The organism is Bradyrhizobium sp. AZCC 2176 (assembly GCF_036924645.1).
Lineage (GTDB): Bacteria > Pseudomonadota > Alphaproteobacteria > Rhizobiales > Xanthobacteraceae > Bradyrhizobium.
The window spans coordinates 1,980,620-2,004,619 of the sequence record NZ_JAZHRX010000001.1 but is presented as its reverse complement, the minus strand read 5'-3'; the positions used below and the strand labels follow the sequence as shown (position 1 = coordinate 2,004,619).

Annotated in this window: 18 protein-coding genes and 2 pseudogenes; 10 read left to right on the top strand and 10 right to left on the bottom strand. The window is 60.5% G+C overall.

All coding sequences use genetic code 11. The features are described from left to right. Positions 1 to 42 precede the first annotated feature (42 nt). The 7 genes from V1288_RS09145 (at position 43) to V1288_RS09115 (ending at position 7,385) form a co-directional block, all read left to right on the top strand. On the top strand, positions 43 to 1,470 hold the full coding sequence (locus V1288_RS09145; protein WP_334356725.1) for a DUF1254 domain-containing protein: 1,428 nt from the start codon (positions 43 to 45) through the stop codon (positions 1,468 to 1,470). Between the two features lie 144 nt (positions 1,471 to 1,614). Continuing rightward, entirely contained in the window at positions 1,615 to 3,120 is a 1,506-nt protein-coding gene (locus V1288_RS09140; protein WP_334361260.1) for a DUF1254 domain-containing protein, read from the top strand. A gap of 312 nt (positions 3,121 to 3,432) precedes the next feature. Beyond that, positions 3,433 to 3,789, top strand: a complete 357-nt coding sequence (locus V1288_RS09135; protein ID WP_334361259.1) for an HdeA/HdeB family chaperone — start codon at positions 3,433 to 3,435, stop codon at positions 3,787 to 3,789. A gap of 176 nt (positions 3,790 to 3,965) precedes the next feature. Next, positions 3,966 to 4,319: a response regulator transcription factor gene (locus V1288_RS09130; RefSeq protein WP_334361258.1), complete on the top strand. Its 354-nt coding sequence runs from the start codon at positions 3,966 to 3,968 to the stop codon at positions 4,317 to 4,319. A 111-nt stretch (positions 4,320 to 4,430) separates the two neighbouring features. After that, entirely contained in the window at positions 4,431 to 6,254 is a 1,824-nt protein-coding gene (locus V1288_RS09125; protein ID WP_334356724.1) for a sensor histidine kinase, read from the top strand. A gap of 295 nt (positions 6,255 to 6,549) precedes the next feature. Then, positions 6,550 to 6,858, top strand: coding sequence for a hypothetical protein (locus V1288_RS09120; protein ID WP_334356723.1), 309 nt, complete (start codon positions 6,550 to 6,552; stop codon positions 6,856 to 6,858). 146 nt (positions 6,859 to 7,004) lie between these two features. Further along, complete coding sequence (locus tag V1288_RS09115) at positions 7,005 to 7,385, top strand: response regulator (RefSeq protein ID WP_334356722.1); 381 nt, start codon at positions 7,005 to 7,007, stop codon at positions 7,383 to 7,385. Between the two features lie 25 nt (positions 7,386 to 7,410). Here V1288_RS09115 and V1288_RS09110 read toward each other — a convergent pair whose 3' ends face one another. Further along, positions 7,411 to 9,501, bottom strand: a complete 2,091-nt coding sequence (locus tag V1288_RS09110; protein ID WP_334356721.1) for an MASE1 domain-containing protein — start codon at positions 9,499 to 9,501, stop codon at positions 7,411 to 7,413. A gap of 80 nt (positions 9,502 to 9,581) precedes the next feature. On the opposite strand from V1288_RS09110, the gene V1288_RS09105 reads away from it, so the two are divergent. Continuing rightward, the gene (locus tag V1288_RS09105; RefSeq protein WP_334356720.1) at positions 9,582 to 9,842 is read left to right on the top strand and encodes a hypothetical protein; all 261 of its coding nucleotides are present in this window, start codon (positions 9,582 to 9,584) and stop codon (positions 9,840 to 9,842) included. A gap of 1,039 nt (positions 9,843 to 10,881) precedes the next feature. On the opposite strand, the gene V1288_RS09100 is transcribed toward V1288_RS09105, so the two are convergent. Further along, positions 10,882 to 11,142, bottom strand: a complete 261-nt coding sequence (locus tag V1288_RS09100; protein ID WP_334356719.1) for a hypothetical protein — start codon at positions 11,140 to 11,142, stop codon at positions 10,882 to 10,884. A gap of 404 nt (positions 11,143 to 11,546) precedes the next feature. Between V1288_RS09100 and V1288_RS09095 the strand changes: the two genes are divergently transcribed. Next, the gene (locus tag V1288_RS09095; RefSeq protein WP_334356718.1) at positions 11,547 to 12,533 is read left to right on the top strand and encodes a methyltransferase; all 987 of its coding nucleotides are present in this window, start codon (positions 11,547 to 11,549) and stop codon (positions 12,531 to 12,533) included. A 436-nt stretch (positions 12,534 to 12,969) separates the two neighbouring features. Here V1288_RS09095 and V1288_RS09090 read toward each other — a convergent pair. The 7 genes and pseudogenes from V1288_RS09090 to V1288_RS09060 form a co-directional block, all read right to left on the bottom strand. After that, positions 12,970 to 13,727, bottom strand: a pseudogene (locus V1288_RS09090) (SDR family NAD(P)-dependent oxidoreductase). Between the two features lie 117 nt (positions 13,728 to 13,844). After that, entirely contained in the window at positions 13,845 to 14,984 is a 1,140-nt protein-coding gene (locus V1288_RS09085; RefSeq protein WP_334356717.1) for a Gfo/Idh/MocA family protein, read from the bottom strand. Then, entirely contained in the window at positions 14,981 to 16,054 is a 1,074-nt protein-coding gene (locus V1288_RS09080) for a sugar phosphate isomerase/epimerase family protein (protein ID WP_334356716.1), read from the bottom strand. The genes V1288_RS09085 and V1288_RS09080 overlap by 4 nt, the downstream gene beginning before the upstream one ends. Positions 16,055 to 16,148: 94 nt before the next feature. Beyond that, positions 16,149 to 16,889 (bottom strand): annotated as a pseudogene (locus V1288_RS09075) (aldehyde dehydrogenase family protein); the annotation flags it as partial. Between the two features lie 114 nt (positions 16,890 to 17,003). Continuing rightward, positions 17,004 to 17,924, bottom strand: coding sequence for a PaaI family thioesterase (locus V1288_RS09070; RefSeq protein WP_334356715.1), 921 nt, complete (start codon positions 17,922 to 17,924; stop codon positions 17,004 to 17,006). Positions 17,925 to 18,021: 97 nt separating this feature from the next. Beyond that, positions 18,022 to 18,660: a 2-dehydro-3-deoxy-6-phosphogalactonate aldolase gene (locus tag V1288_RS09065; protein ID WP_334356714.1), complete on the bottom strand. Its 639-nt coding sequence runs from the start codon at positions 18,658 to 18,660 to the stop codon at positions 18,022 to 18,024. Positions 18,661 to 18,671: 11 nt separating this feature from the next. Next, the gene (locus V1288_RS09060) at positions 18,672 to 19,586 is read right to left on the bottom strand and encodes a 2-dehydro-3-deoxygalactonokinase (protein WP_334356713.1); all 915 of its coding nucleotides are present in this window, start codon (positions 19,584 to 19,586) and stop codon (positions 18,672 to 18,674) included. Between the two features lie 221 nt (positions 19,587 to 19,807). Here V1288_RS09060 and V1288_RS09055 point away from each other — a divergent pair, with 221 nt between their 5' ends. Beyond that, positions 19,808 to 20,800 carry a Bug family tripartite tricarboxylate transporter substrate binding protein gene (locus V1288_RS09055; protein ID WP_334356712.1) on the top strand — a complete coding sequence of 331 codons (993 nt, stop codon included), beginning with the start codon at positions 19,808 to 19,810 and terminating at the stop codon, positions 20,798 to 20,800. A 49-nt stretch (positions 20,801 to 20,849) separates the two neighbouring features. Here the strand turns inward: V1288_RS09055 and V1288_RS09050 are convergent, their stop codons facing one another. Then, complete coding sequence (locus V1288_RS09050; RefSeq protein ID WP_334356711.1) at positions 20,850 to 23,984, bottom strand: VCBS domain-containing protein; 3,135 nt, start codon at positions 23,982 to 23,984, stop codon at positions 20,850 to 20,852. Positions 23,985 to 24,000 lie beyond the last annotated feature (16 nt).

The following is a 24,000-nucleotide window of genomic DNA, read 5'->3' as shown; positions in this document are numbered from 1 at the left end:
CAGATCGATTCGACAATTCAATCGAGTTAAGGAGTAGTGCAAATGTTGACGAAGCGAGATTTACTTCGTTCCACTGTGGCGATCGCCGCCGGCGCCGCGATTGCCAGGCCAAGCCTGCTGATGGCGCAAAGCTATCCCGGTATCATCGAGGCCAAGGACATCGCCGAGGCCGGCTTCATCTACGGCCTGCCGATCGTGATGAACTACGGCACCATGTACGAATTTGCCGTTGATCGGAATTCGGGGCAGTTCAAGGCGCCGTTCAATCAGATCAACAACTTATCCCACGTCGCTACTTATAAGGACACCGCCGTCATTACGCCGAACAGCGACACGCCCTATTCGATTTTGTGGGTGGACCTGAGGGCGGAGCCGATGGTGGTTTCGGTCCCGGCGGTGGACCCGAAGCGCTACTACGCTGTCCAGCTGATCGACGGCAACACATTCAACTACGGCTATATCGGCAGCCGCGCCACTGGAAGCGAGGCTGGCGACTACATGGTCGTCGGACCGGAGTGGAAGGGAGCAACTCCCGCCGGAGTCAAGAACGTGTTCCAGTCGACCACGCAGTTTTCGTTCGTTCTCTTCCGCACCCAGCTTTTTGATCCGGGCGACATCGACAACGTGATGAAGGTGCAAGCCGGCTATAAGGCGCAGCCGCTTTCCGCCTATCTGAAGCAGCTGGCGCCGCCCGCTTCGCCCGTGAATTTTCCGAAGATCGACAAGGAACTCGCGAAAACGAACTTCTTCGAGTATCTCGATTTCTGCCTGCAGTTCGCGCCGGCGCTCGAGAGCGAGAAGGATATCCGCGCGAAGCTTGCGCGCATCGGCGTGGGGCCGGGAAAGACCTTCAGCTTCAAGGATCTCCCGCTTGAGCATAAGGCGGAGATTCTCGTCGGAATGAAGCAAGGCGAACGAAAAGTCGACGAGGCCGTCGCAAAGGGCGGCGTATCGCTCAACGGATGGCAGGTCCACTCCTTCTTTGGCAATGCCGCGTTCTACAACGGCGACTGGCTGAAACGCGCCACGGGCGCCAAGGCGGGCATCTACGGCAACGATTCGGTCGAGGCGGTCTATCCGCTCACGCGCGTCGACGCCGAGGGCAAGACGCTCGACGGCGCCAAGCACAACTACACGCTCACCTTCCCGGCCGGTCAATTGCCGCCGGTCAACGCCTTCTGGTCGGTGACGATGTACGATGGCAAGACCCAACTGCTGATCGAGAATCCGATCAACCGCTACCTGATCAATTCGCCGATGCTCTCGTCCTTGAAGAAGAACGCGGACGGGTCGCTGACGCTCTACATCCAGCACAAATCGCCGGGCGCGGACAAGGAATCGAACTGGCTGCCGGCGCCGGACGGTCCGATCTACCTCGTGATGCGGCTCTACTGGCCGAAAACAGAAGCGCCTTCAATTCTGCCGGTCGGCAAAGGGACATGGCAGCCACCCGGTATCATTGCCGCGTAGTAATTATCTCCGACCCGCCGATGCACGGTGCCGCCGGATGAGGCGCCGCGCAGCCCGGACTGCAACAAGGGACGAAGCACCATGAAACGCTACCTGAGATTGGCCAGCGCTACTCTTGCAGTGGCTGTCGACGAGGAGAGAGCTGTGATGCGTACGACGAGACTGCTTTGCGCCACCGTTGCAGTGGTACTGATGGGCTTGGGCGCCGCTTCCGCACAGACCTACAAGATGACGACGCCTATCGCGCCGGGCGTCGCCGTGCCGGACAAGATCGAGTCCTCGATCGGGACGCTGAATCTCAATCACGGCTACCCGTCGGCCGATACGGTCGACAAGATCTACGACAACCTGGACCGTTCGCGCGCGCTCCAGGCTTATCTGCTGGCGATTCCGATCGTCAATCAGGCCGGCATGCGCGACTCGCTGCGCAAGTTCGGACCCGATAACCAGACCAATGTGATCTGGGAAAATCTGATGGATTCGAAGACGGTCGCCCTGACTGGCAACGACAACACGATCTACAACTTCATGTGGGTCGACACCAGCAAGGGACCGTTGGTGGCCGAGATTCCGCCCAAGGTGCTGGGGATGATCGACGACTTCTGGTACAAGTGGGTGGGCGACATCGGCATCACCGGGGCCGACAAGGGTGAGGGCGGCAAATACCTCCTGTTGCCGCCTGGATTCAAGGGCGACATACCACCGGGGTATCACGTCGTGCGGCCGAGCACTTTCGGCAGCTACCTCGTATTTCGCGCCTTCGTTGTGGACCGCTCCACTCAGCCTGCGGTCGATTCGGTCAAGAAGAACCTGCGGATCTATCCCTTGGCCGAGGCCGCCAACCCGCCGCCGATGAAATTCGTCAATGCTTCCGGCATTCCCTCGAACTTCGTCTCGCCGGGTGACTACTCGTTCTGGAGTTTGTTGAACCAGGTCATCCAGGAAGAGCCGGCCAACGGTTCCGATCCCACCACCCTGGGCCTGTTCGCCTCGATCGGCATCGTCAAGGGCCAGCCCTTCAATCCCGATGAGCGGATGAAGAAGATCCTCATCGACGCCGCCAATATTGGCGCCGTGACGGCGCGGACGATCGCCTTCAAGGTTCGCGCGAAGGATGCGTATTTCTATCCGGACAGTACGTGGCGCCTGCCGTTTTTCGGCGGCTACAAGTTCGAGGTGGCGCCCGGTGTCAGCAACCTGGACGGTGCAGTCTTCTACTATTACTTTGCCATCGCCGTGACGCCGGCGATGGAGGAAAAGATGGTGGGCCGGGGCTCGCAATATCCCTGGTCGGTTCAGGATGCGAAGGGCAATCCCTTTGATGGCGGCAACACTTACAAGCTGCGCCTGCCGCCAAATATCCCGGTCAAGGATTTCTGGTCGGTCATCGTCTACGACAACCAGACCCGCTCGATGGTGCAAACCGACCAGCAAGCCCCGAGCGTCAGTAGCCAGAACAAGGGTGTCAAGGTCAATACGGACGGCTCGGTGGATGTCTACTTCGGACCCAAGGCCCCGGGGGGAATGGAGAGCAACTGGGTGCAGACGATTCCGGGCAAGGGCTGGTTCATGATCCTTCGCCTCTACGGTCCGCTGGAACCGTGGTTCAACAAGACATGGAAGCCGGGCGAGATCGAGCTCGTGCAGTGATGCGGTAACGGAGCGGCAGGCTAGGCGCTTGCCGCTCCGCATCGGTGCGGAGGATGTCGTCTCTTGCGGGTTACTTCTTCTCTTCTTTCGCGGCCAGTGGAGCGGCCTCGTTCGCCGTGCGGATGAACTCTTCATCGCACCGTCGTACCAGGCCTTGATGGCCTAGACCGTTGGGAGCGTACGTGCTGCCTGTGTGCGGCTACTACCGCTATCCGCGTTCTACTGAGAGGAAGCGGGGGAGATGCTGACTTCTCCCGCTTCAATTCAGCGACCAGGCGACGAGCTCAGCAGGAGAATGGAATGGAGCGCAAGATGTACAGGGCCCAGATTTTCGCAACGATACTGTCTGCGACGGCGATTCCGGTTGCCCGCGCCCAGGTCGATCTCAGCACCTATGCCGACGCCAACGGGTTCTTGAATGTCCAGAAATTGACATGCGCTCAACTCGCCGGGACCTGGCAAGGCGATGCCGACCGCCTGACAGCCTGGTATAGCGGCTGGTACAACGGACTTGCTCGCAAGCACTATATGGATATCGTCAAATCAAAGGAGGCCGAGCACGAAATCATTGTCTATTGCAAGGCGAACCCCGGTCAATTGATCATTGAGGCGGTCGCCGTCGTGTTCAAGGACATGCGGGCGAAGCTGGGGATTGAAATGAAGCCCTAGCGGTTTCACAACGATCTCGGCGACCCTGCGCAAGGAGCGGATTGTGCATAGCGTCCTAGGGAGGGCCGAGGCAGATTGCTATAGCAAGCGGCGCGCTGGAACCAGTCCTGATCGCGATCCGTAACTGGGAATTGCTTTTCTTGCCGAAACTGCAAACAGCCAATGATCGTTTCGTCATGCGCACCATAGCTGTCGTCGATGACAATCCCAGCATGCTGCAAGGTCTAAACCGCCTTTTGTCGGCCCATGGCTACCGCGTCCGGACGTTTGCATCGGCAGAGTCGTTTTTGGAGGCCCAGGCCGAGTGCGAAGCGGATTGTTTGCTGCTGGACATTCACCTTGGCGGAATCTCCGGCATCGACCTGCAACGGCAGTTGATCGCGTCAGGTAGGGAATTGCCGGTCATTATCATGACGGCCATCGATAGTGAGGTCACCCGGCAGGAGGCATTCGACGCGGGCTGCATTGCGTATTTGAAGAAGCCATTTCTGTCAAAGCTGCTGATCGATGCCGTCGGCAGGATTCCCTGAGGAAGGGAGCCCAATTCCTTAACGATTGCAGGAATAGGTACTGGGCAAGTCGAGTAGGATTGGGTTCCGGGTCATATCGTGACATCCCGCGTAAACGGACCGCCTTATCGCATGATAATTCGAATATTTCTCAGTTCGATCGTTCTGCTCCTGGCGATGACCGGTGCGGCTTTTTCCCAGCCAAAGCGGGTGCTGATTGTCCATTCCGTCGGCCGCGATTTCTCGCCGTGGGATGACTACGCAAGAAAGATCCGGGAGGAGTTGAGGCTTCAGTCGAAAGATCCCATCGATATCTTCGAGGCCTCCCTGTCGACGGCCCGCTTCCCCGACGGGAACGAAGATGCCTTTGTCAGCTATTTGAATGCGGTGTTTTCCGAGCGCAAACTCGACCTGATCATGACGATCGGCGGCCCCGCGGCACGATTCTTTCAGCAAAACCGTCAGCGGATTTTTCCTTCGGTCCCAACCTTGTACGCGGCCCTCGAGCAGCGGATTTCTCCGGATGCGCCGGCGACCGATGCGATGGTCTCCGTATCTATCGACGTATTAGGCACTCTCGAACAGATACTGAAGTTGGTTCCGGAGACGACCAAGGTCTTCGTCGTGCACGGGAGTTCTCCGATCGAGAAGCGATGGCTGGAGGAGATGCGCAAGCTGTTCCAACCGCTGACAAGCCGGGTCGAGATCACTTATTCCAATGAACTGTCGCTGGAAGAGATCCTCAAGCAGGTGGCTGTCCTGCCACCCCGGACCATCATCGTCTACGCGCAGATGTTGGTGGACGCCGCCGGCGTCGTGCACGAAGGCGGTCGAGCCATAGACCGGATTCACGCGGTCGCAAATGCGCCAATCTTTTCAGAACAGGACACGTTCTTCGGCCGAGGGATCGTCGGCGGCCGGATGACGAACATATCCGACGTCAGCCGCCAGACCGCCGCAGTTGCCGTGCGCATTCTCGGCGGAGAGTCGCCGGGCAGCATCAAGACGCCTCCGATTCCAGCGGCATCGCCCAGATACGACTGGAGGGAGCTGAAGCGCTGGAACATCAGTGAAAGCCAATTGCCGCCGGGCAGCGAAGTTGTTTTTCGCGTGCCCAGCCTCTGGGAGCAATATCGCCCGCAACTGACGGCTGTTATGGCGGCCATCCTGCTGCAGGCGGGCATCATTGCATTGCTGCTCGTCGAGCGGCGGCGACGCCTTGTCGCCCAAGCGGAGGCGACCAGTCGCCGTCAGGAGGTCGTCCGTCTGAATCGGGTCACGACCGCAAGCGTTCTGTCGTCCTCGATCGCTCATGAACTCAATCAGCCGCTCGGAGCTATCTTGAGCAATACCGAGGCCGCGCAGATGTTGCTCAAGGCTCATCCACTCGACGTGGCTCAGCTTGGCGAAATCCTTTCCGATATCGTCCGGGATGAGCAACGTGCGAGCGAGATCATCAGCGGCCTGCGGAATTTGCTCAACAACAGAACGGAAGCCGATCTGCAGACGCTCGATTTGAACGACACCGTGCGCGACGTCGTCAAGATTGTGTCTCCTGAAGTGACGAGGCGGGGAGTGATTTTACGTACCATTCTTGCGCCGCAGCCACTACGGGTGCGCTGCGATCCGATTCATCTGCAGCAAGTCATCATCAATCTCGTGATGAACGGCGTGGACGCGATGGAAGAGGTGGCCAACCCGCATAATCTGACGATCCGAACAAACCTGGCTGATACCGACTGGGTCGAGGCCCGAATATCCGACTCCGGCCCGGGTATCCCCAACGATAAACTGGTCAGCATTTTCAATGCGTTTGTCACAACGAAGCCGCAAGGGACGGGGCTGGGACTCCCAATTGCACGAACGATACTCGAAAGCTACGGCGGCGAGCTGTGGGCCGAGAACCGCACCGGGGGCGCGGTGTTCTCCTTTAGGCTTCCGGTGGCCAGCGCTTAGGCAAAATGAGCGGTCACATTCGTTGCGCCCATATGACCTGCCGTGATGATTTCATCTGTCCATCGCTGGCACGCGGGCGATGCGTTACGTACTAGAACCGCCTCACCGCTGATGAAGTCAAAGATTATCGAAGCGGGCGCATCCGGCTATGCAAAAATCAGACATGGACTTCTATGGACGCCTATCCGTTTTCGCATAGACGACGCGCGCCCGACTTGCATAGAAATCGAACGAAGAGCTGACTGAGGGCACGTTTCTTAGAATGCCGTGAAGCCACTGCGAGCTGGAGGCCACAATGCCTATCTCGATCTCGATGATTGTCGTGAGTTCTCAGTTGGTTGTTGCAGTGGCTGACAATGTGCCAAAGTTCGATATTGCCCGAAATTGCAAGCTCGATGTTGCCGCTACCGCCGGGCTCTCCGTCGATCAATCGTTAAAAAGCTGCATAAGGGATGAACAGCAAGCCCGCCGGCAGCTGGCCAGCCGGTGGTCGAAGTTTCCCGCGGCCAACAGAGCAAACTGTACCGTGAACGAAAGCGTTGGCGGCACGCCGAGCTACGTCAGCCTGTTGACTTGCCTTCAACTGGACCAATGGGCCCGATGATTGCTCAGTCTGGCCTTTCGTACTGTGCGTCGCGCTTACAGCTAGTCGATTCAACTCCAACCCATCATGCTCACTAGCCCGCCAGCGGCCGGGTGTGCTTTGATTGGTAAAATTCCGATTATGGGGTGCTTTTGACGGAAGACCGGATGGAAAATTTGGAACTGCAGGGCGTGTTTATCCTGTTGGTCGAGGATTCCTGGTACATCGGCAAAGCCTTGAAGACCTTGCTTCATGTATTGGGAGCGGACGTGGCCGGACCAGCCGCCACCACGGCGGACGCCGAGCGCCTGGTTGCCGAGCGCACCCCGGATGTAGCCATCGTCGACATTAATCTCCGAGAAGGAGAGCGGGCCGACGGCTTGATCGATCGGCTGCATGAACAAGGCATTCCAGTTATCGTGCTCACTGGCTACGCGGTAGTTTCTCTAGCCCCAGGAAAGGCCGAGGCCATTCTGCAGAAACCCGTCAGCAAGGAACAGCTTCTTGCGAACTTGCGCCCGATCATTGCCAGGAAGGTGGATCGATGAAGGGGTTCTCCCGTGCGATGGTCGCTCATCTGCGCTTGAGGGGTATCTCGATTGTGCAGCACACGCCCTCGGACGAAAACGCGAGGTCGACCGTACCGCCGAGCTCATGAGGGATGAGATCGCAAATGAGGCTGGTTCCGTACCCGTATTGAATGGGAGCCGATACCGGCGGGCCTCCCGTCTCACGCCACACGATCGTCGCACTTGCCGCCGTATCGTCGCTGTTGCCGCACTCCCAGCTTACCGACACCCGGCCATCCGGAATCGACAGCGCGCCGTATTTGGAGGCGTTCGTCACAAGCTCTTGCAGCACCATCCCAAGCGCCTCGGATGCCGCGGCGGTGAGTGTGATGTCGGGGCCGCCAGTCGTCGTATTTGCGTCCGTCGCGTAGGGAGCTAGCTGGCGGCGGACAATATCCGCGAGGCGAACGCCCTGCCAGTGACCTTGGCTCAGTAGCTCATGAGCGACTGCCATGCCTTGGATGCGGCGATCGAGTGCTTGGATAAACTCGTCCATCGTACTGCTGGCCTGCCGCGTATACATGGCGACCACGGCAACGCGCGCGAGCACGTTCTTGACGCGGTGGTCAAGCTCCGCGATCAGCAAGCGTTGGTGCTCGTCAGCCCGCTTGCGCTCGGTAATGTCGCGGGTCAGGCCCTTGATGCGCACACAGTGGCCGGCTGCGTCGAACTCGGCCGTCGCTGTTTCCTCAAGCCACATTTCCTGGCCGTCAGGACGCATCACACGGAAGGTGACCGCATACGAAGGGCTGTCGGGGCGGACATTCCTCACGTGCGCTTTGAAGTGCGCGCGGTCCGCCGGATGAATCGACGCAAGAAAATCGGTCCCGGTAAAGGGCGCTTGCGGGTCGTATCCCAGAATCTTTGCCGCGTTATCGCTGCGGTGCGACGAACCGGTGCGGACATCCCATTCGAAAGCCGTCACCGCCCCGGCCGTCAACGCCTCCTGCAGCCGCGCCGCGCCCTCACTGAGCGCTGCCTCGTGCAGACGCCGCTCTGCGAACAGCGCGGCAAGAACGAACGTGCAGAGCGACGTCGTCAGGATGCCGGCTTGGGCACCCAGGATGCGGTCGGCGATCGGGAGATCGGGGTCGCCGAAATACCCGATGCCGAAGGTAGTCGTCCATACTATTGTCAGTGCAACGATGAACGCGGCCGCCGCGGCGAACGCCGGCCGGCAGCGGGCGGCAAGCCACAGCAACAGTGGGAACAGCAAGGCGAGCGGCACCAAAGTCGCCCATGATTCGCGGGGTAGAAAGATATTAATCGCGCTTGTCGCGGTTATCGCCACGAGCGCCATGGCACCTTCGATGGCCTCGCTCTGCGGCGGCGGGTTGCGCACGGCCGCGGCAACTCCGACCAACACCGGTGCAACCGTGACGATGCCGAGGGCGTCGGCCGCAAACCAATGCTGCCAAATGGTCAGGATCGGTGCCGTCGAGCCGTGGAACAGTTTGAACCCCAGAGCCCCACCGATCCCGGAGACGGCCGCCGCGAAGACCGCTGCCGAAAGTAATCCCAGGACGTGGCGCAGCCGGTCGAGGCCGAAATCCGAACCAAATTGGCGCTCGACAAGGACAGCCGTGAGGATCGCTTCTCCAGCATTGCATAAGGCGAAGGTGATAGCGCCGGCGAAGGTTCGGTCTCCCAACAGATTGGCTACGATCGTTGCCGCCATCGTACCGATTGCCACCGGCCATCGTGCACTCCGGCCCACCGCTATCAGGACGCCGGCGGCAACACCGGAGGCCGGCCAGAACACGGCTACGCCGTCAGGTTTTGTCAGTAGAGAAAGACTCAGTCGCGCCGCCAGGAAATAGGCGATGCCGACCGCCACAGCGAGCCCGATCACGCTGACCCATCGCCGCGTCGGATCAGCGACAGGGAGCACTCGGCGCTGGACCTGATTTCGTAGATCCTGAAGCACGCGGCAGCCTCTCTCGAACCCCGCATGTAGCACAAAACGTGCGACGCAAGCGATATTAAGCCCTATTGCCAGCGCGCAACCGAAGTCGGTAATGCCGAAAGCTGAACCGCTCAGGCCGCCCCAGAAACTGTCCGATTTTGCATAGTCACCGGTATGAAGAAGGTTCACCTTATCGCCTGCGATGTCGCGCGGCGTATGTCAGCGCGGATTGTTCAATGAACCGTTTAGTCAGAAGGGCGGAGGTAACGATGAAGAAGCTTTCGATCGCGCTATCTGCGTTGCTGATGGCTGGGTTCATCACGGCAAGCACTGAACCGGCCGGGGCGGTAGTGTATTGCCAATATGTTGCGTATCCGGTGGGATGCGTCGCACGGCCCGGCGTGGTGCTGCGGCCGCGGCCGGTCGCGCGAGCCGTGGTCACTCCCGGCGTCGGTGCTGCCGGAGTTGGAGTACGGCCTGGGACACCGATGAATCGCGGGGGTCCGGTTAATCGTGTCGGGAGGCGCTGAAACTGAATTGGGCGCTGCAACCTCGCGGGAGGCTTCTGGCTTCTGGCGTCAGCGGTTGAGGCTGCTAAGCTACTACCAGCAAGCGATTTACTGCCCTGCGAAATGCATAATATGCGATGCTGATCGATGTCGGGGAGAGGTCATGAAAGCGATGAGCGATTGCAAAATTGGCTACCTCAGAACTGCGGCATTGGGAGTGGGGCTAATTGGGCTCATAGCTTCACCCGCATCGGCCCAGCGCGACCGCAACGCCTCAAGCTGAACCGCGCTCAACCGCACGTCAGGCGCGTGCCCGGCAGCACATGAATGATCGGCGGATCAATTCCGTTCTGTTCGAGGCCGCCTGGCCTGGACCGGACCGCTGGCTAAGGTCAGCTCTCAGAAGCCCGCCGCGCATCTGGCGGCGCCCAGCGCATGCGTGCCGCCGCGTGCCCAGCTGGTCTCGCGGCGGCCTGCCAGCGCCAATCCTACGACCTATGGAAGCAATTGTTTTTTGAGCTTCTGGCCGACATCGTCAGTTGCCAAGCTATCTGCACTCGGCGACGATTTTCTCCAGGTTGCTTACTCGCTCGAATGAGACAGAACTGGAGTTTCGGTTCGGGCGCGCATATCGCGTTGCAAAATAAAGAAAAGCTGGCGCCCGCGCAACGTGCCAAAGCGCGCCTCCTTACTCCGTGTCAGGTTGCCTTGCGAAACTGCGCTATGGCGAAACCCCATTTTCCGGCCGTAGCTCAAATGGTGGATTTTGGCCCAGGAAGGTCGAAAATGCATTATCTTTCAATGGGGGTTGACTGACACTCTCTCCGCCACTTTATCAAGCTATGTCGTTGATAATATTTCAAATTTTAGATCGAATTTCGCGTTGGTCCCAGATAAGCCCCCAAAATCGACGGAGTTGCTTCGCGCTACTGAAACTTGGACTCTGTTTGGCTTATGTCGAACTCGACATAACCCGAACTATGTCGAGCGAGAAGTTATGTTGCGACGGCCATCCGGTCCCTGACCGTTGAGGGTCAAAGGGCCAGCTCGCTTTACATAACTATGAGGCCCGCGCAGTCGCGAGCATCGCCGCCAGCCGGTCGGACACCCCAGTGAAAGTACCCTTCTTGATCAGCGGTGGCGCGCCGGCATCAGGGATTTCGAGCTTTTCGGCTGGATCGATGCGCAGATAGATTTCAGTGCTGACGACACTGCTATGACCAAGCCAGAGCGCCACCCGCCCGACGTCGCCGGTCGCCTGGAGCGTATGGATGGCGCGGGCGAATTTTGCTCCTTCTGAAATCGTAGCGTAACTTCGCACCGCCAGATTCGCACCTCAGCAGACGGTAGCCACAGCTCGCCGAGTGGATGGCCACAAGCCAGCCGGTCGCGGCTGTGACTCGCTCTGAAAGAGGTGATTATGGGCAGTCAGCTTTCGCGGACAGCGCCTCCGGCCAAGCATGCAAACGTCCAGCCGATTGCCGCCACGCCCGAGCTTTCTTCCGTCGCTCCTGAAGGCGTAGCGATGCCAAACGAGAATTGGACTGGCCGAGAATCCATGAATTGGCACTTCTACCAGTCCTGCAATTTCTTACGATACTACGATGGCAATGTTCGCCAACACGGTCATGCAAGCCACGGTCGTAGTCTGGAACATGGGAGGCCGAAATGCCTCGAACAAAAACTCCTGCCGCCACGCCGGAGCTTCCTTCCGCCGTCCCGCTGATGGCGCTTTCGACCGGTTTCTGGGCCTTCAAGACTCTGGCCGCTGCGCACGAGTTGGACCTCTTCAGCCGCCTTGCGGGCGGCGCCGGCATCACGGTTGCCGGGCTGGCGGAAGCCCTCGGCCTGCATCCACGCCCGGCCGAGATGCTGTTGACCGGCTGCGCTGCACTCGGGCTTCTGGAGAAAACGGACGGCCGTTATCGCAATACGCCGTTAAGCGAAGCCTATCTCGTGCGCGGGAAACCGTATTACTTCGGTGGCTTCGTGCAGATGGCCGACAAGCGGCTCTACGCGGGCTGGGGGAGGCTTACAGAGGCGCTGCGCACGAACCGGCCAACCACGTGGGACCCGGCAGTGCAATCCTCGATGTTCGACGGCGAGGATCCGACGATGCTGGCACTCTTCTGGGAGGCGATGCATTCGGTCTCCACTATGACCGCGCGCAAGCTCGGCGAAGCCGTGGATCTCAGTCATTTCCGCCGCCTTCTGGACATCGGCGGCGGATCGGGCGCGTACGACATCGAGCTTTGCAAACAGTATGGGGAGCTGCGCGCGACCGCGTTTGATCTGCCGCACGTGGCCGCGATCGCCGCGGGAAAAATTACCGAGGCCGGCTTGACCAACCGCATCGAGACCGCTGGCGGCAACTTCTTCGAACAGCTTCCCGGGGATCACGACGTGCATCTCCTGTCGATGATCCTGCACGATTGGGACGAGGCGAAGAACCGCGCCCTGCTGCGCCGGTCCTTCGAGGCTTTGCCGAGCGGCGGCGCAGTCGTGATCAGCGAGCTTCTCGTCAATGACGAAAAGACCGGGCCGGCGCCGGCTGCGCTGATGAGCCTCAACATGCTGATCGAGACGGAAGGGCGAAACTACACGCCGGCCGAATATTCGGCGTGGCTCGAGGAAGCCGGATTCCGGGACATCGAGACGGTCTGGTTCGACGCACCCGCCGCGAACGGCGCCGTGATCGGCCGCAAGCCGTAAGGCGCAAAGCGGAGTGGAATAGGCGCCCTGCAGTTCAAATTCCGAGAATAACCGACTCCAAAGGATCTCCAAAATGTACGACGTCGTGATCATCGGCGCGCTGCGACGGACTGAACCTACTCGCCATCGACCGCACGACCTTTCCGAGCGACACGATGTCGGGCCGCTTCATACAGCCTGCCGATGTGTCCTGCCTGCGGCGGCTCGGCCTGCTTGAAAACCTGGAACCGCTTGGCGCTCCCGCGCAGGAGACGATGACTGTGGATTCGGGCCGGCCGCCCTCGCCGCCCGCCCTGCGTCGGCAGCCGGTGGCGCGGCCGTCGACCATGACGCTGGCCGGTCTGAAGTCGGCCGGTCAGATGCAACGCCCTGACGAACCGGCACGAGGCTCTCGCTCTTCGAACGGGGGACCACCGCACTTGCTTTCTCTGCGCATTCACACCCAGCCACCGTCCACCACGTAATGCTGCGCGGTGCAGGCCGATGCTTCGTCGGATGCCAGGAAGACGGTGAATCTCGCGATCTCGTCCGGCATGAGCTTCCGCTTCAGGCATTGCCGGCGCATGAGCTCGGCCTCGCTTTCCGGAGTCAGCCATTTTTCGAGCTGGCGCTCGGTCATGATCCAGCGGGGCGATCGCGTTCACGCGGATATTGGAGGGGTCGTAGTCGCGTGCGAGCGAGCGCGTCAATCCGATGACACCGGATTTGCTCGCCGTGTAGGCCGCCATGCCGCCTTGCGTTGCCATCCAGGAGGTCGAGCCCGAAATTGATGATGACGCCTTGCCGGGCGGCCTTCATGCCCGGCAGCACGGCTTGTGCCGCGAAGAATTGATGCTTGAGATTCACTGCGATCCGGTCGTCCCAATATTCCGGCGTCACCTGTTCGGCCGCGTGCCGTTCGTCATGCGCCGCGTTGTTGATGAGAATCGTGATCGGCCCGTGGACCTTGCAGGCTTCCGCGATGCCTGCGCGCAGCGCGGGGATATCCGTGACGTCGACATGCGCAAAGTGGGCAGCAAGTCCTTGGCCGGAAAGGTCCCGCGCGAGACTGATGCCTGCCCCGTCCGCGATATCGAAGAAGATGACGGTCGATTTCTGGTGCGCGAAGCCGCGCGCGATCGCTTCCCCGATGCCGGATGCACCACCGGTGACCAGCACGACCTTGCCGGCGAGATCGGGATAGATGGCGACCATGGCTTCCTCCCAAGCGGTGCGCGTGTGGCTGAAGGCGGGGTTTCGGCGATCATGCAGGCCGCGATGCACCAGGATGCGCGTCGTGAGTTCTTTTGGCGTTGGATCTAGCCGCGCGCCTTACACGTCGCTGAGGCTCGTCCACATGCTCTGATTGTTACTCGATCGGACCGCGGCAGCGATGAATTCCATTCCTTCAAGTCCGTCAGCGAGCGATGGCAGGTCGGGACAGGCAGCATCTCCAGAGCGGATCAGCTGAGCAAACTGACTGTAAAGTGTGGCGAACGCCTCGAGATAACCTTCGGGATGCCCGCTCGGCAGTCGAACCTGAATCGGAGGAGCGTCGCCGGAAATCGCGCCGCCTCGCGTAAGAAGTTGCTTGGGCCTGCCAAATCCGGTGAACCACATCTGGTTTGGATTCTCCTGGCGCCACTCAAGCCCGGCTTTTTCGCCGTAGACGCGAAGCTGCAGACCGTTTTCGCAGCCTACGGCAACTTGGCTGGCCCACAGCATCCCGCGTGCATTGCCTTCAAAACGCAGCAGTATATGCACGTTATCGTCGAGCCGTCTGCCCTCCACGAAAGTCGACAGGTCCGCACTTACCGCCGCCGTTTTTAGACCCGTCACAAATCGTGCAAGGTTGTAAGCGTGCGTACCGATATCTCCGATGGCACCGCCTAATCCTGAACGAGCAGGATCCGTGCGCCAATCCGCCTGCTTGTTTGAAAGTGGGCGAGTTAGCCAATCTTGCGGATACTCGACTTGAACGACCCGAATCTTGCCCAAGTCACCATTCGCCACCATGGCACGCGCCTGTCGTACCAGAGGATAACCCGTGTAATTGTGCGTCAACAAAAACTTCGCGCCATTCTTGGGCTTGATCTTGGCCAGCGCACGAGCCTCATCGAGCGTTGACGTGAGAGGCTTGTCGCAAATCACATGAATTCCGGCTTCAAGAAATGCCTTGGCCGGCGCAAAATGCAGGTGATTGGGTGTAACGATTGAGACGGCCTGAATGCCATCTTCGCGGGCAGACTCTTTCGCCGCCATCTCGGCGAAGCTTGTATATATCCGGTCTTCGGCCAGCCCAAGGCTTCTACCAGATTCTTGAGCCAGGGCAGGGTCGGAGGACAGCGCTCCTGCAACCAATTCATAATCGTCGTCAATTCGCGATGCAATTCGGTGCACGTAGCCGATGAAGGCGCCGATCCCACCACCGACCATTCCCAATCGGATGCGCGACGTCTCGCCGTCTCTCATGGCGTGCCCTCATCTGACTGCAGACCAAGCATTTTCAGATTTGCTTCCCTGTCTATGCCGGAGCTTGCAAAGTCATCGAAAGCTCGCTCGGTTACCCGTATGATGTAATCGGAGATCAACCGGGCTCCTTCCCGAGCGCCATCCTCCGGATGCTTTAGTGCGCATTCCCACTCCAGCACGGCCCACCCCGCGTAATCGTAGGCCGTGAGCTTCGAAAAGATCGATCGAAAATCAACCTGACCGTCTCCAATCGATCGGAAACGTCCGGCGCGGTTAACCCACGACTGAAATCCTCCATAGACCCCCTGCCTGCCGGTTGGATTGAATTCGGCATCCTTGACGTGGAACGCCTTGATGCGCTGGTGATAGATATCGATGAAATCGAGATACTTGAGTTGCTGCAGCACAAAATGACTTGGGTCGTAAAGAATATTGGCGCGAGCGTGGTTCTTCACTTGATCGAGGAACATTTCGAAAGTCGCCCCGTCATGCAGATCCTCGCCGGGATGTAACTCGTAGCAAACGTCTACGCCGTTGCGATCGAACTCATCCAGAATCGGTAACCATCGGCGGCCAAGCTCACTAAAGGCATCGTCGACCAGGCCATGTGGGCGTTGGGGCCAAGGGTAGATAAAGGGCCACGCGAACGCACCCGGAAAAGTTGCATGGGCGTTCAGGCCAAGGTTGCTCGAAGCCCTTGCGGCCCATTTCAATTGTTGAATTGCCCACGCCGTCCGAGCGGAGGAATTGTCATGGACCGCAACAGGCGCGAAACCATCAAAAGCACTGGAGTAGGCCGGATGCACTGCCACCAGTTGCCCCTGAAGGTGCGTCGACAATTCAGAAATCTCGAGTCCATGACGATTGACTGTGCCACGCAGTTCATCCGCATATGTTTTCGACGTCGCAGCCTTTTCCAGGTCAATAAAGCTGGAAACCCAGCTAGGTATCTGCACGCCCTTGTATCCAAGACCCGCTGCCCAGGCGCATATGTTATCCAAGGTATCAAACGGAGCAGCTTCGGCGGCGAACTGAGCCAGGAATATTGCCGGTCCCTTGATGGTGCGCACAATTAATCTCCTCTCTCTCTCTCTTGTCTTCGAAGGGCCTTAGCCTGACGGCCCGGACCCATGGTCACGGTTGAAGGGATCGCGCTGCACCCGTCTACATGGTGACGGCGAGATATTTCGCTTCCATGAACTCGGCGATGCCGTGCCCGTGCCCGCCTTCGCGTCCAATGCCGCTCTGCTTGACGCCGCCGAACGGGGCGGCCGGATCCGACATGAGGCCGCGATTGAGCGCGATCATACCCGTTTCAATCTTCGCGGCTACACGCATGCCGCGGGCAAGATCGCGGGTATAGATGTAAGCAGCGAGCCCGTATTCCGTGTCGTTCGCCCGCTCGATCGCCTCGCTCTCCCGTTCGAAGCGCGAGATCGGCGCCACAAGACCGAAGATTTCCTCCTGCGCCATCGCGGCGTCGGCCGGCACGTCGCAGAGGACTGTCGGAGGATAGTAAAATCCCGTCCCGCTCCCGACCGAGCCCCCGCACAGAACGCGCGCGCCACCCGCGACGGCGTTCTGAACCAGCCGATCGATCTTATCGACGGCCTTTTTCGTGATCATCGGACCGCATTCGGTGGCGGCTTCGACGCCCGCGCCCACTTTTAGCGCCGTCATGCGCTTTCGAAGCCCTTCGGCGAAGGCGTCGTGGATGCCGGATTGCACATAGATGCGGTTTGCGGCGGTGCAGGCTTCGCCGGCGTTGCGCATTTTCGCTACCATCGCGCCGTCGAGCGCAGCCTCGAGATCGGCATCGTCGAAGACGATGAACGGCGCGTTGCCGCCGAGCTCCATCGAGCACGAGATGACGTGCTTGGCTGCTTCGGCGAGGAGGTGGCGGCCACTCCGGTCATGATCACGCATTCACAGAAGCACAGCGACGCGGCTGGCCGGTTACAAAACTGCAAGGCACGCATTTGCATCCTACGCTGCAGCCGGCAGAGACCGCGGATGCGATTATTTCGATGTCGCGTCAACTTGCGTCTGGCGTCTCCTCAGCATGAAATGCCCGAACGCCGAAGCGATAGGCTTGGTCGGGTCGTCTTGCCATGCCTGCGCTTCGAAGGCGACGATGCGCAGGCCCTGCTTGACGATCGAAACTTTGGCGTAGCTGTCCAGCGCGCGGCCGGAACGCAAGTAATTAATGGTCAGACCGATCGGCTTGGGCGGTGCCAGTACGCCGAGCTCGCGCGTCACACCCACGATCGCGGTCGTTTCCAGAAAGGCGCCGGTCATGCCACCGTGGATGGCGGGCAGCACCGGGTTGCCGATGATCTTTGGCGAGAAAGGCATGACAAGCGTGTCATTCTCGCCGAAGCGGATACCAAGACAGCGCGCGAAGGGGCTGTTGGCAAATGGGCTTGTCGGATCCTCCGGGACTTCGAGCGCCGGTGGCGCGCCATCGTGTATCGGCCTGTCGGTCAACATGTTGGTCCGGTTCGCACCAATCATGAAGCAGGCCGTCGCGGTGGCGACCGGATCATCCTCGGATTCCTGGTAGGCGGCTGAGCGTACGAAGGCGATCGAGCGGGTGACGCGATAGCAGAACGAATGCGCCTTGATGTCGAGGCCCGGTGTCGCAGGTTTCTGATAGTCGATGCGCAGGTCCAGCGTGGCAATCGATCGCGTCCCATCGAGGGCAAGCTGGACGGCCATGCCGCAGCTCTCGTCGAGCATGGCCGTGACGACGCCGCCGTGAAGAACGCCTGTCTCGGTGTCACCGACGAAGACGGGACGGTAGGGCAGGCTTGACCAGGCCTCTCCAGGGGCGGCGCGGTCAAGCCGAAGTCCGCTGATGTATCCATAGACAGAACGGCGCGCTTCGATGGCCTTGGCAAGTTGGTCAAACGGCAGGGGCGCATTCACTGATTTGGTCATGCGGACGTTCTAGACCAACGCTGCGGCGTGGGCAAAGGCGCCGGCGCGGACAGCCCATGGCGGTTCTGGGCCTCAGGCAAGGCAGAGTGCCGTCGCGCTACCCCGCCTGTTGAATGGCCATATCGTACGCGTCGATCGTCGCCTTGGCGCGTACGGCGACTTCCTTCGCCGTCATGCCCGGCTTGTAGAGGCTGCTGCCGAGGCCGAACGCAAGAATACCGGCCTTGGTGTAGTCCGCGAAGTTCTTGTCGGAGACGCCGCCCACGGCGGCGATCGTCAGGTCTGCGGGAAGAACGGCACGAATGGCGGTGATCCCCGCGGCGCCAAGCACGCTCGCCGGAAAGAATTTTAGGCTCGATGCGCCCGCCTTGGCGGCCAGCAGCGCCTCCGTCGGGGTAAAGACGCCGGGCATCGTGACCATGCCGCGTGCCCGGGCGCTGGCAATGATTTCGGGATCGACGTTGGGAGTCACCAGAAGCCGTCCACCAACGTCATGGAGCCGCTCGACAGCTTCCAGCGTCAACACGGTGCCGGCGCCAACCAGGATTCCGGCAGGAGACTTCTTCACGGCGATCTCGATAGAGCGGAAGGGATCCGGCGAGTTGAGCGGGATCTCGACCGCCGTCATGCCGTTGTCGATCAGCACGCTGACGATATCCTCCGCTTCCTCGGGCCTCACGCCGCGCAGGATCGCGACCAGCGGACGCTTCATCGGGGGGAATGGGATAACGCTCATCGCCTGATCCTTCATACGTTCCAAATCGATTGCGCGGCCATCGAAAGGCCGCGACGAACCGCATCCTCGGCTCCGATTGACCGGACAGGAACGGAAACCGCTTCAAACGCCAACTGATAAAGCATCTGAAGCCTGCCTGACGCCACCAATGTGATGCCGGTCTTCGGTATCTCTCCGGCGAGGCCCGCCGCCAGTTCGAGACCGATCAGGGTCCCCGATATTTTTTCCCGGGCCGACGATGGCGTGCCGCCGTAGAGAAGCTGACCCGATCGCACCTGGAATAGCAGATTGGCGGCGAACGCAGGCGTCCCAAACGCGGCGATGACCGCCGACTTGAATGTCTCGATGTCTTCCGCGTCATCGGCGCCGGTCACCGCATGGGACAGAATCGTTTCGCGCGACACGACGTCGAACAGCTCTCCCGTCATGAACGTCGCGAAGCGTTCGACGGTCCCGCCGCTGACCCTGACCCACTTCGAATGGGTGCCGGGCATGCAGACGACCGCATCGTCCGCCGCGTCCATGCCCAAGGCACCGAGCAACTGGGTTTCTTCGCCGCGCATCACATCCGGCGCCTGGCGGTCTCGCTGCGCGATTCCCGGGAGGATGCGGATGTCACGGTCCTGTCCCGGCACCGCGACGGCCTGCTTCAGGATCGATGCGAGCCGCGCCGGCGTGTCGACATAACCGGCTTCAATCCACCCGCCCCGGGCGCCGGCCATGCCGCAGACGACAATGGGCAACCCGGGCGCGGCGCCGACGGCATCCAGATGCGATTGCAGCACGGCCGCGAAGCCAAGCTTGGCTGCCGCCAGCATGCCCTCGTGGCTGCGTCGTTCTCCCAGGACATTGCCGGCCCGATCGACGAGCCAAAGCCGAAAACTGCTTGTGCCCCAATCGACCGCGACGTATGCAGCCTCGCTCATTTCAAATCCGTCCCAGTGTCATTCGCATCGCGGGGGCCATAGTATCACGCCAGTCCGCCGGCGAGCTACGCTTGCTTTACAATTGATTTGCGGGGCCGCAATCAGCATGATCGAAGTCATGCGGTGCTATGCTGTTTTTGGCGGTGTGGCTTCGCCAACGAGCGCACGTCCGCAACAATGCGGCATAACAACAAAAAACAAAGACTTTGGAGGACGCCATCGTGATCAATCTTCCCTTTAGAAGCGCCGTCACGGGTCTTGGTCTGCTGATTGCGGCGCTTGTGCCGCAGGCCCATGCGCAATCGACCCCGAAGACCGTGACGCTGGTGGTCCCGTTCGCGGCCGGCGGCGGCACGGATACCGTCGCGCGTCTGATCGGCGAGCGGATGTCGCGCACGCTCGGCCAGACCATCATCATCGAGAATGTGGTCGGCGGCGGCAGCACGCTGGCCAATGACCGTGTTGCCCGATCGGCACCCGACGGCTCGACGGTCCTGATCAACCACGTCGCGCTGCTTGCGGCGCCCAGCCTGTTCATCAATCTGCGCTACGATACCAAAACGGCGTTTGAGCCGGTCGGCCTCGTCAACAACGCGCCGATGGTCCTGATCGGCCGCAAGTCGATTCCCGGCGCGGGACCGAAGGATTTTGTGGACTGGATCAAGGCGCAGGGCGACAAGGCGAACTTCGCGCATGGCGGTCTCGGGACCAACAGTCATTTGTGCGCCGTGATGATGGGCAATGTGCTCGGCTTCAAGCCGACGGTCGCCGCCTATCGCGGCTCGGCTCCGGCAATTTCCGATCTGCTGGCAGGGCAGATCGACCTGCTGTGGGATCAGGTAACCAACGCACTGCCGCAAATTCAGGCCGGGACCCTTCACGGCATCGCCATTACGTCGCCGCAACGTCTGGAACAGTTGAAGGATGTGCCGACCACCGCCGAGCTCGGCATGCCCGAGGTCAGCTACTCGATGTGGCATGGGCTCTACGTGGCGAAGGGCACGCCCAAGGAAACCATTGCTGCACTGAATTCCGCGCTCCGCGCGGCGCTGGCCGAGCCGGTCCTGCTGGAGAAGCTGAAGCAGCTCGGAACCCTGCCATTCCCCGAAAACGAGCTGACGCCCGAGGCGCACGCGCGCCTGTTCGCCAGCGACCTGCCACGGGTGGCCAAGCTCGTTGAAAGCTCGGGGATCAAGGCGAGCGAAGCGAAGTAGGGCGGCTCGCGCGATGCGGGAAGGGCAGGGCCGAAATCGGTCGGCTCCATCACACCATCAGATCGTGCGGCGCATGGCTGCTGGCGCCACTCCACGCATGGTTCGGGCCGCTGCTGATGTTATCAAACCAGTGATGTTCCGAACTGTCGGGCGCGTGATGGCTTGATGAAGCCATCTCAATCGCTTGTGCTGGTTCTGAAATGGCTGGTGGTTCGTCGGCTTTTGCAATGTATCCGCCGTGACCGACCGACGCCGAGGCATGATCCACGTCTGCGACACTCGAAACGTCCAGAACGGAAATCTTGTCCTTGAAGTGGAATGAGTCGCCATGCCCATGCGCGCGGAGAGTCGCTGAGCCAAATGCCGCATCGGCAATTGTTGGCTCGAAATCATGGGCTCCATGCTGGGACGCGGTGCTATGCCTGTTCAGTGCGCTTGAGCCCCAATGGTGACCGTGTCCATCGACATGAGCATCATCAGCGTCTTCCATGGTCGGTGGCCTGTAATCGTCCCATCGTCCATGATCTTCGTTGTTCCATCGGATGCTGGAGTGCACCACAGAATTCAACGACCAATCGTCGGAAGATCGCGCGAGCCAGTCATCGCTATCCGGCGTTCGGTCATGCGCGATCCGCCGCGGCGCGTCTCTATCGTCGTCCAGCATGGCGCTGGACGTGGTGTGAACGACGGCATCGTGCGTCGAAGTCTGATCCAGCGCGAGGTCACTGTCCGCCGGTGCCGTAAGGTGAATACGCTGTGGTTCGAGCGATGGTCCGCTTGTTAGAGTAACAGCTCCGTCATCATGGGTGGATTCGGTTGGTTGCGTCCGTGCTTCGTCAAAGCGGGAAAAGTCGAAGTGGTCGCCGTTCCACGCTGTTCGCAACGCCCAGCTTCCGCCGTTGACATGCGCGCCGTCGCCGTCGGGCCCATCAAGCGAAGCGTCTGCGGCGACCGTTGTGACAGCGTCGTCGGTTTCCGCCGTCGCGGCCAGCTCGGGACTGATAGGCTCGGCCGCGACCACGACCGGCGCCGCCTTCGGTTCGGGGACGAAATCCGAAGCCTGAACGGTTACAAGTCCTTCCAGATGAACTTCGAGCAGCGCGGAATCGCCGATATCGAGGACTTGAGCTGTCGGATTGACAAACAGAATGGTTTGATTCGTCGTGCCGTCATAGAACCAGGCGACCGTATGCGCCGGGACGGATGTGCTTGCGGACGTCAGCGCCAAGAAGGCAAGAGCGGCAAGAGCCGTCAAATCGATCCTGTCGGACCCCGATCTGAAATCGGTGATAACGTCGAACCGGGCCGCGTTGGAATCTGCGGCGGACAAATAAACGAAACGATCGTCCCCGTTGCCGCCCCTGAGATTGTCCGCGCCATATCCACCGATGATGGTATCGCAGCCATTATTGCCGTTGATTGTATCGCTTCCCGAGCCGCCGTAGATCTTGTCATCCCCGTCATTGCCCTTGACCGTGTCATCGCCCGAGCCGGCGTAGATCAGATCGCTCTTGCCGGTGCCATTGATGGTGTCATTACCGGCGCCGCCATAGATGATTTGGCCGCGGTCACCGCCACCCGCGATGCTGTCGCCTCTGGGGGTCCCGTAGACATAGGGCGGATCGCATATCACGGCGTTCCCTGTCGCCAGGTAGTCGAAATCGTTCGGGTCTGCGTCGCTGGCGCCGTGGATGGTGATGGTCACCACCTGCGCGGTGCCGTCGATGGTGGTCACCGTGAAGGTGTCGGTCAGCGTGTCGCCAACGTCGAGCGCTTGCACCACGCAGTTGGCGTCGTCGAGCTTGTAGGTCCACACGCCATCTGCCGTCATCGTGAAGGTGCCATAGCCGCCATCGCTGGCCGTCGGGCAACTCACCGCCGTAAAGCGGTTGGGCGTGTTGTCGACGTCCGTATCGGTGAGCGTGCCGGTCGCGGTCGGCTTGTCGCAGTTGGCGCCGCTGTCCTCGGTCACCGAGCCGGTCGTGGCGCCGGAAATCACTGCCGCGTCGTTGGCGCCGTGGATGGTGACTGTCACCATCTGCGCGGTGCCGTCGATCGTGGTCACCGTGAAGGTGTCGGTCAGCGTATCACCGACATTGAGTGCCTGCACCGCGCTGTTGGCCTGGTCGATGGTGTAGGCCCACACGCCATTCGCCGTCATCGTGAAGGTGCCGAAGCCCCTTGCGCTCGCGGTCGGTGCGCTCACCGGCGTGAAAGTATTGGGCGCATCGTCGACGTCGGTGTTGGTAAGCGTGCCGGTGGCGCTTGGCGTGCCGAGCGCGGTGTTGGCGGCGCCACTGGCCTCGATAACCGCGCCGGATGTGGTGCCGGAAATGATGGCCGCGTCATTGGTGCCGTTGATGGCGATCGTGAAGGTTTGATCGGCCGAGAGCGTACCGTCGGATACGGTGATGGTGAAGTCCGTGGTCGTGGGCGCCGTTAGCGCATTGATCGCGTTACTATCCGGAACGAATGTATAGGCGCCGGTCGTGCTATCCACGTAGAGCGTCCCGTAGGGACCAACCCTTGATACATCGTACGTCACCCCGTCGATGACAGTGCTGCCGGCGATTCCGCCATCGATGCCGAAGGTCAATGTGGCGCCGCTATTGGGACTGCTGGCAAGGAAAGTGCCGCTTGTCGCAGCGAAGACGTCAAAGACCACGGTGTCGGTTTCAGTCGGCCCCAACACCGCAGTCAGCGTCGGCGGCGATGGCTGCGGAGGCGGCAGCTGTCCGAAAATGGTCTCCGGGACCGAGGCGAAGATCGATGGGGGCAGAGCAGGCAAGTCCTGCGCCGGGGGAGGACGATCAATCTGAATGAAATTGATCGGTTGCACCGGCAGCCGTTCCAGGGGCGGAGGTGTGCTCGACCCGGTCGACCCCAGCCCTTTCTCGAAGGTGGCGAGCGCGTCCTGCTGTGCCGCCTGTAACTCGGCCATTCGCGCCGCCGAGTTCGTGATCTGCGCAACGCTGATCGAGGACCCCTGCGAACGCAGAACGACGGTCTGTCCAGGATCTTCAACGAGGAAGTGTCGAGGGATCACCTCCTTGGTGACCAGCTCGAAGGCGCCATGTTCGAGGTCCTTGTAGGTGATGTTGCCGTCGTCCAGAAATGTGATGTTCGGGTCGGCAGCCTGGACCTTCTTCACAAGCGAGAAGGTCAGTGCTGTAAGCCACAGCATGCCGAACCCACCGGCA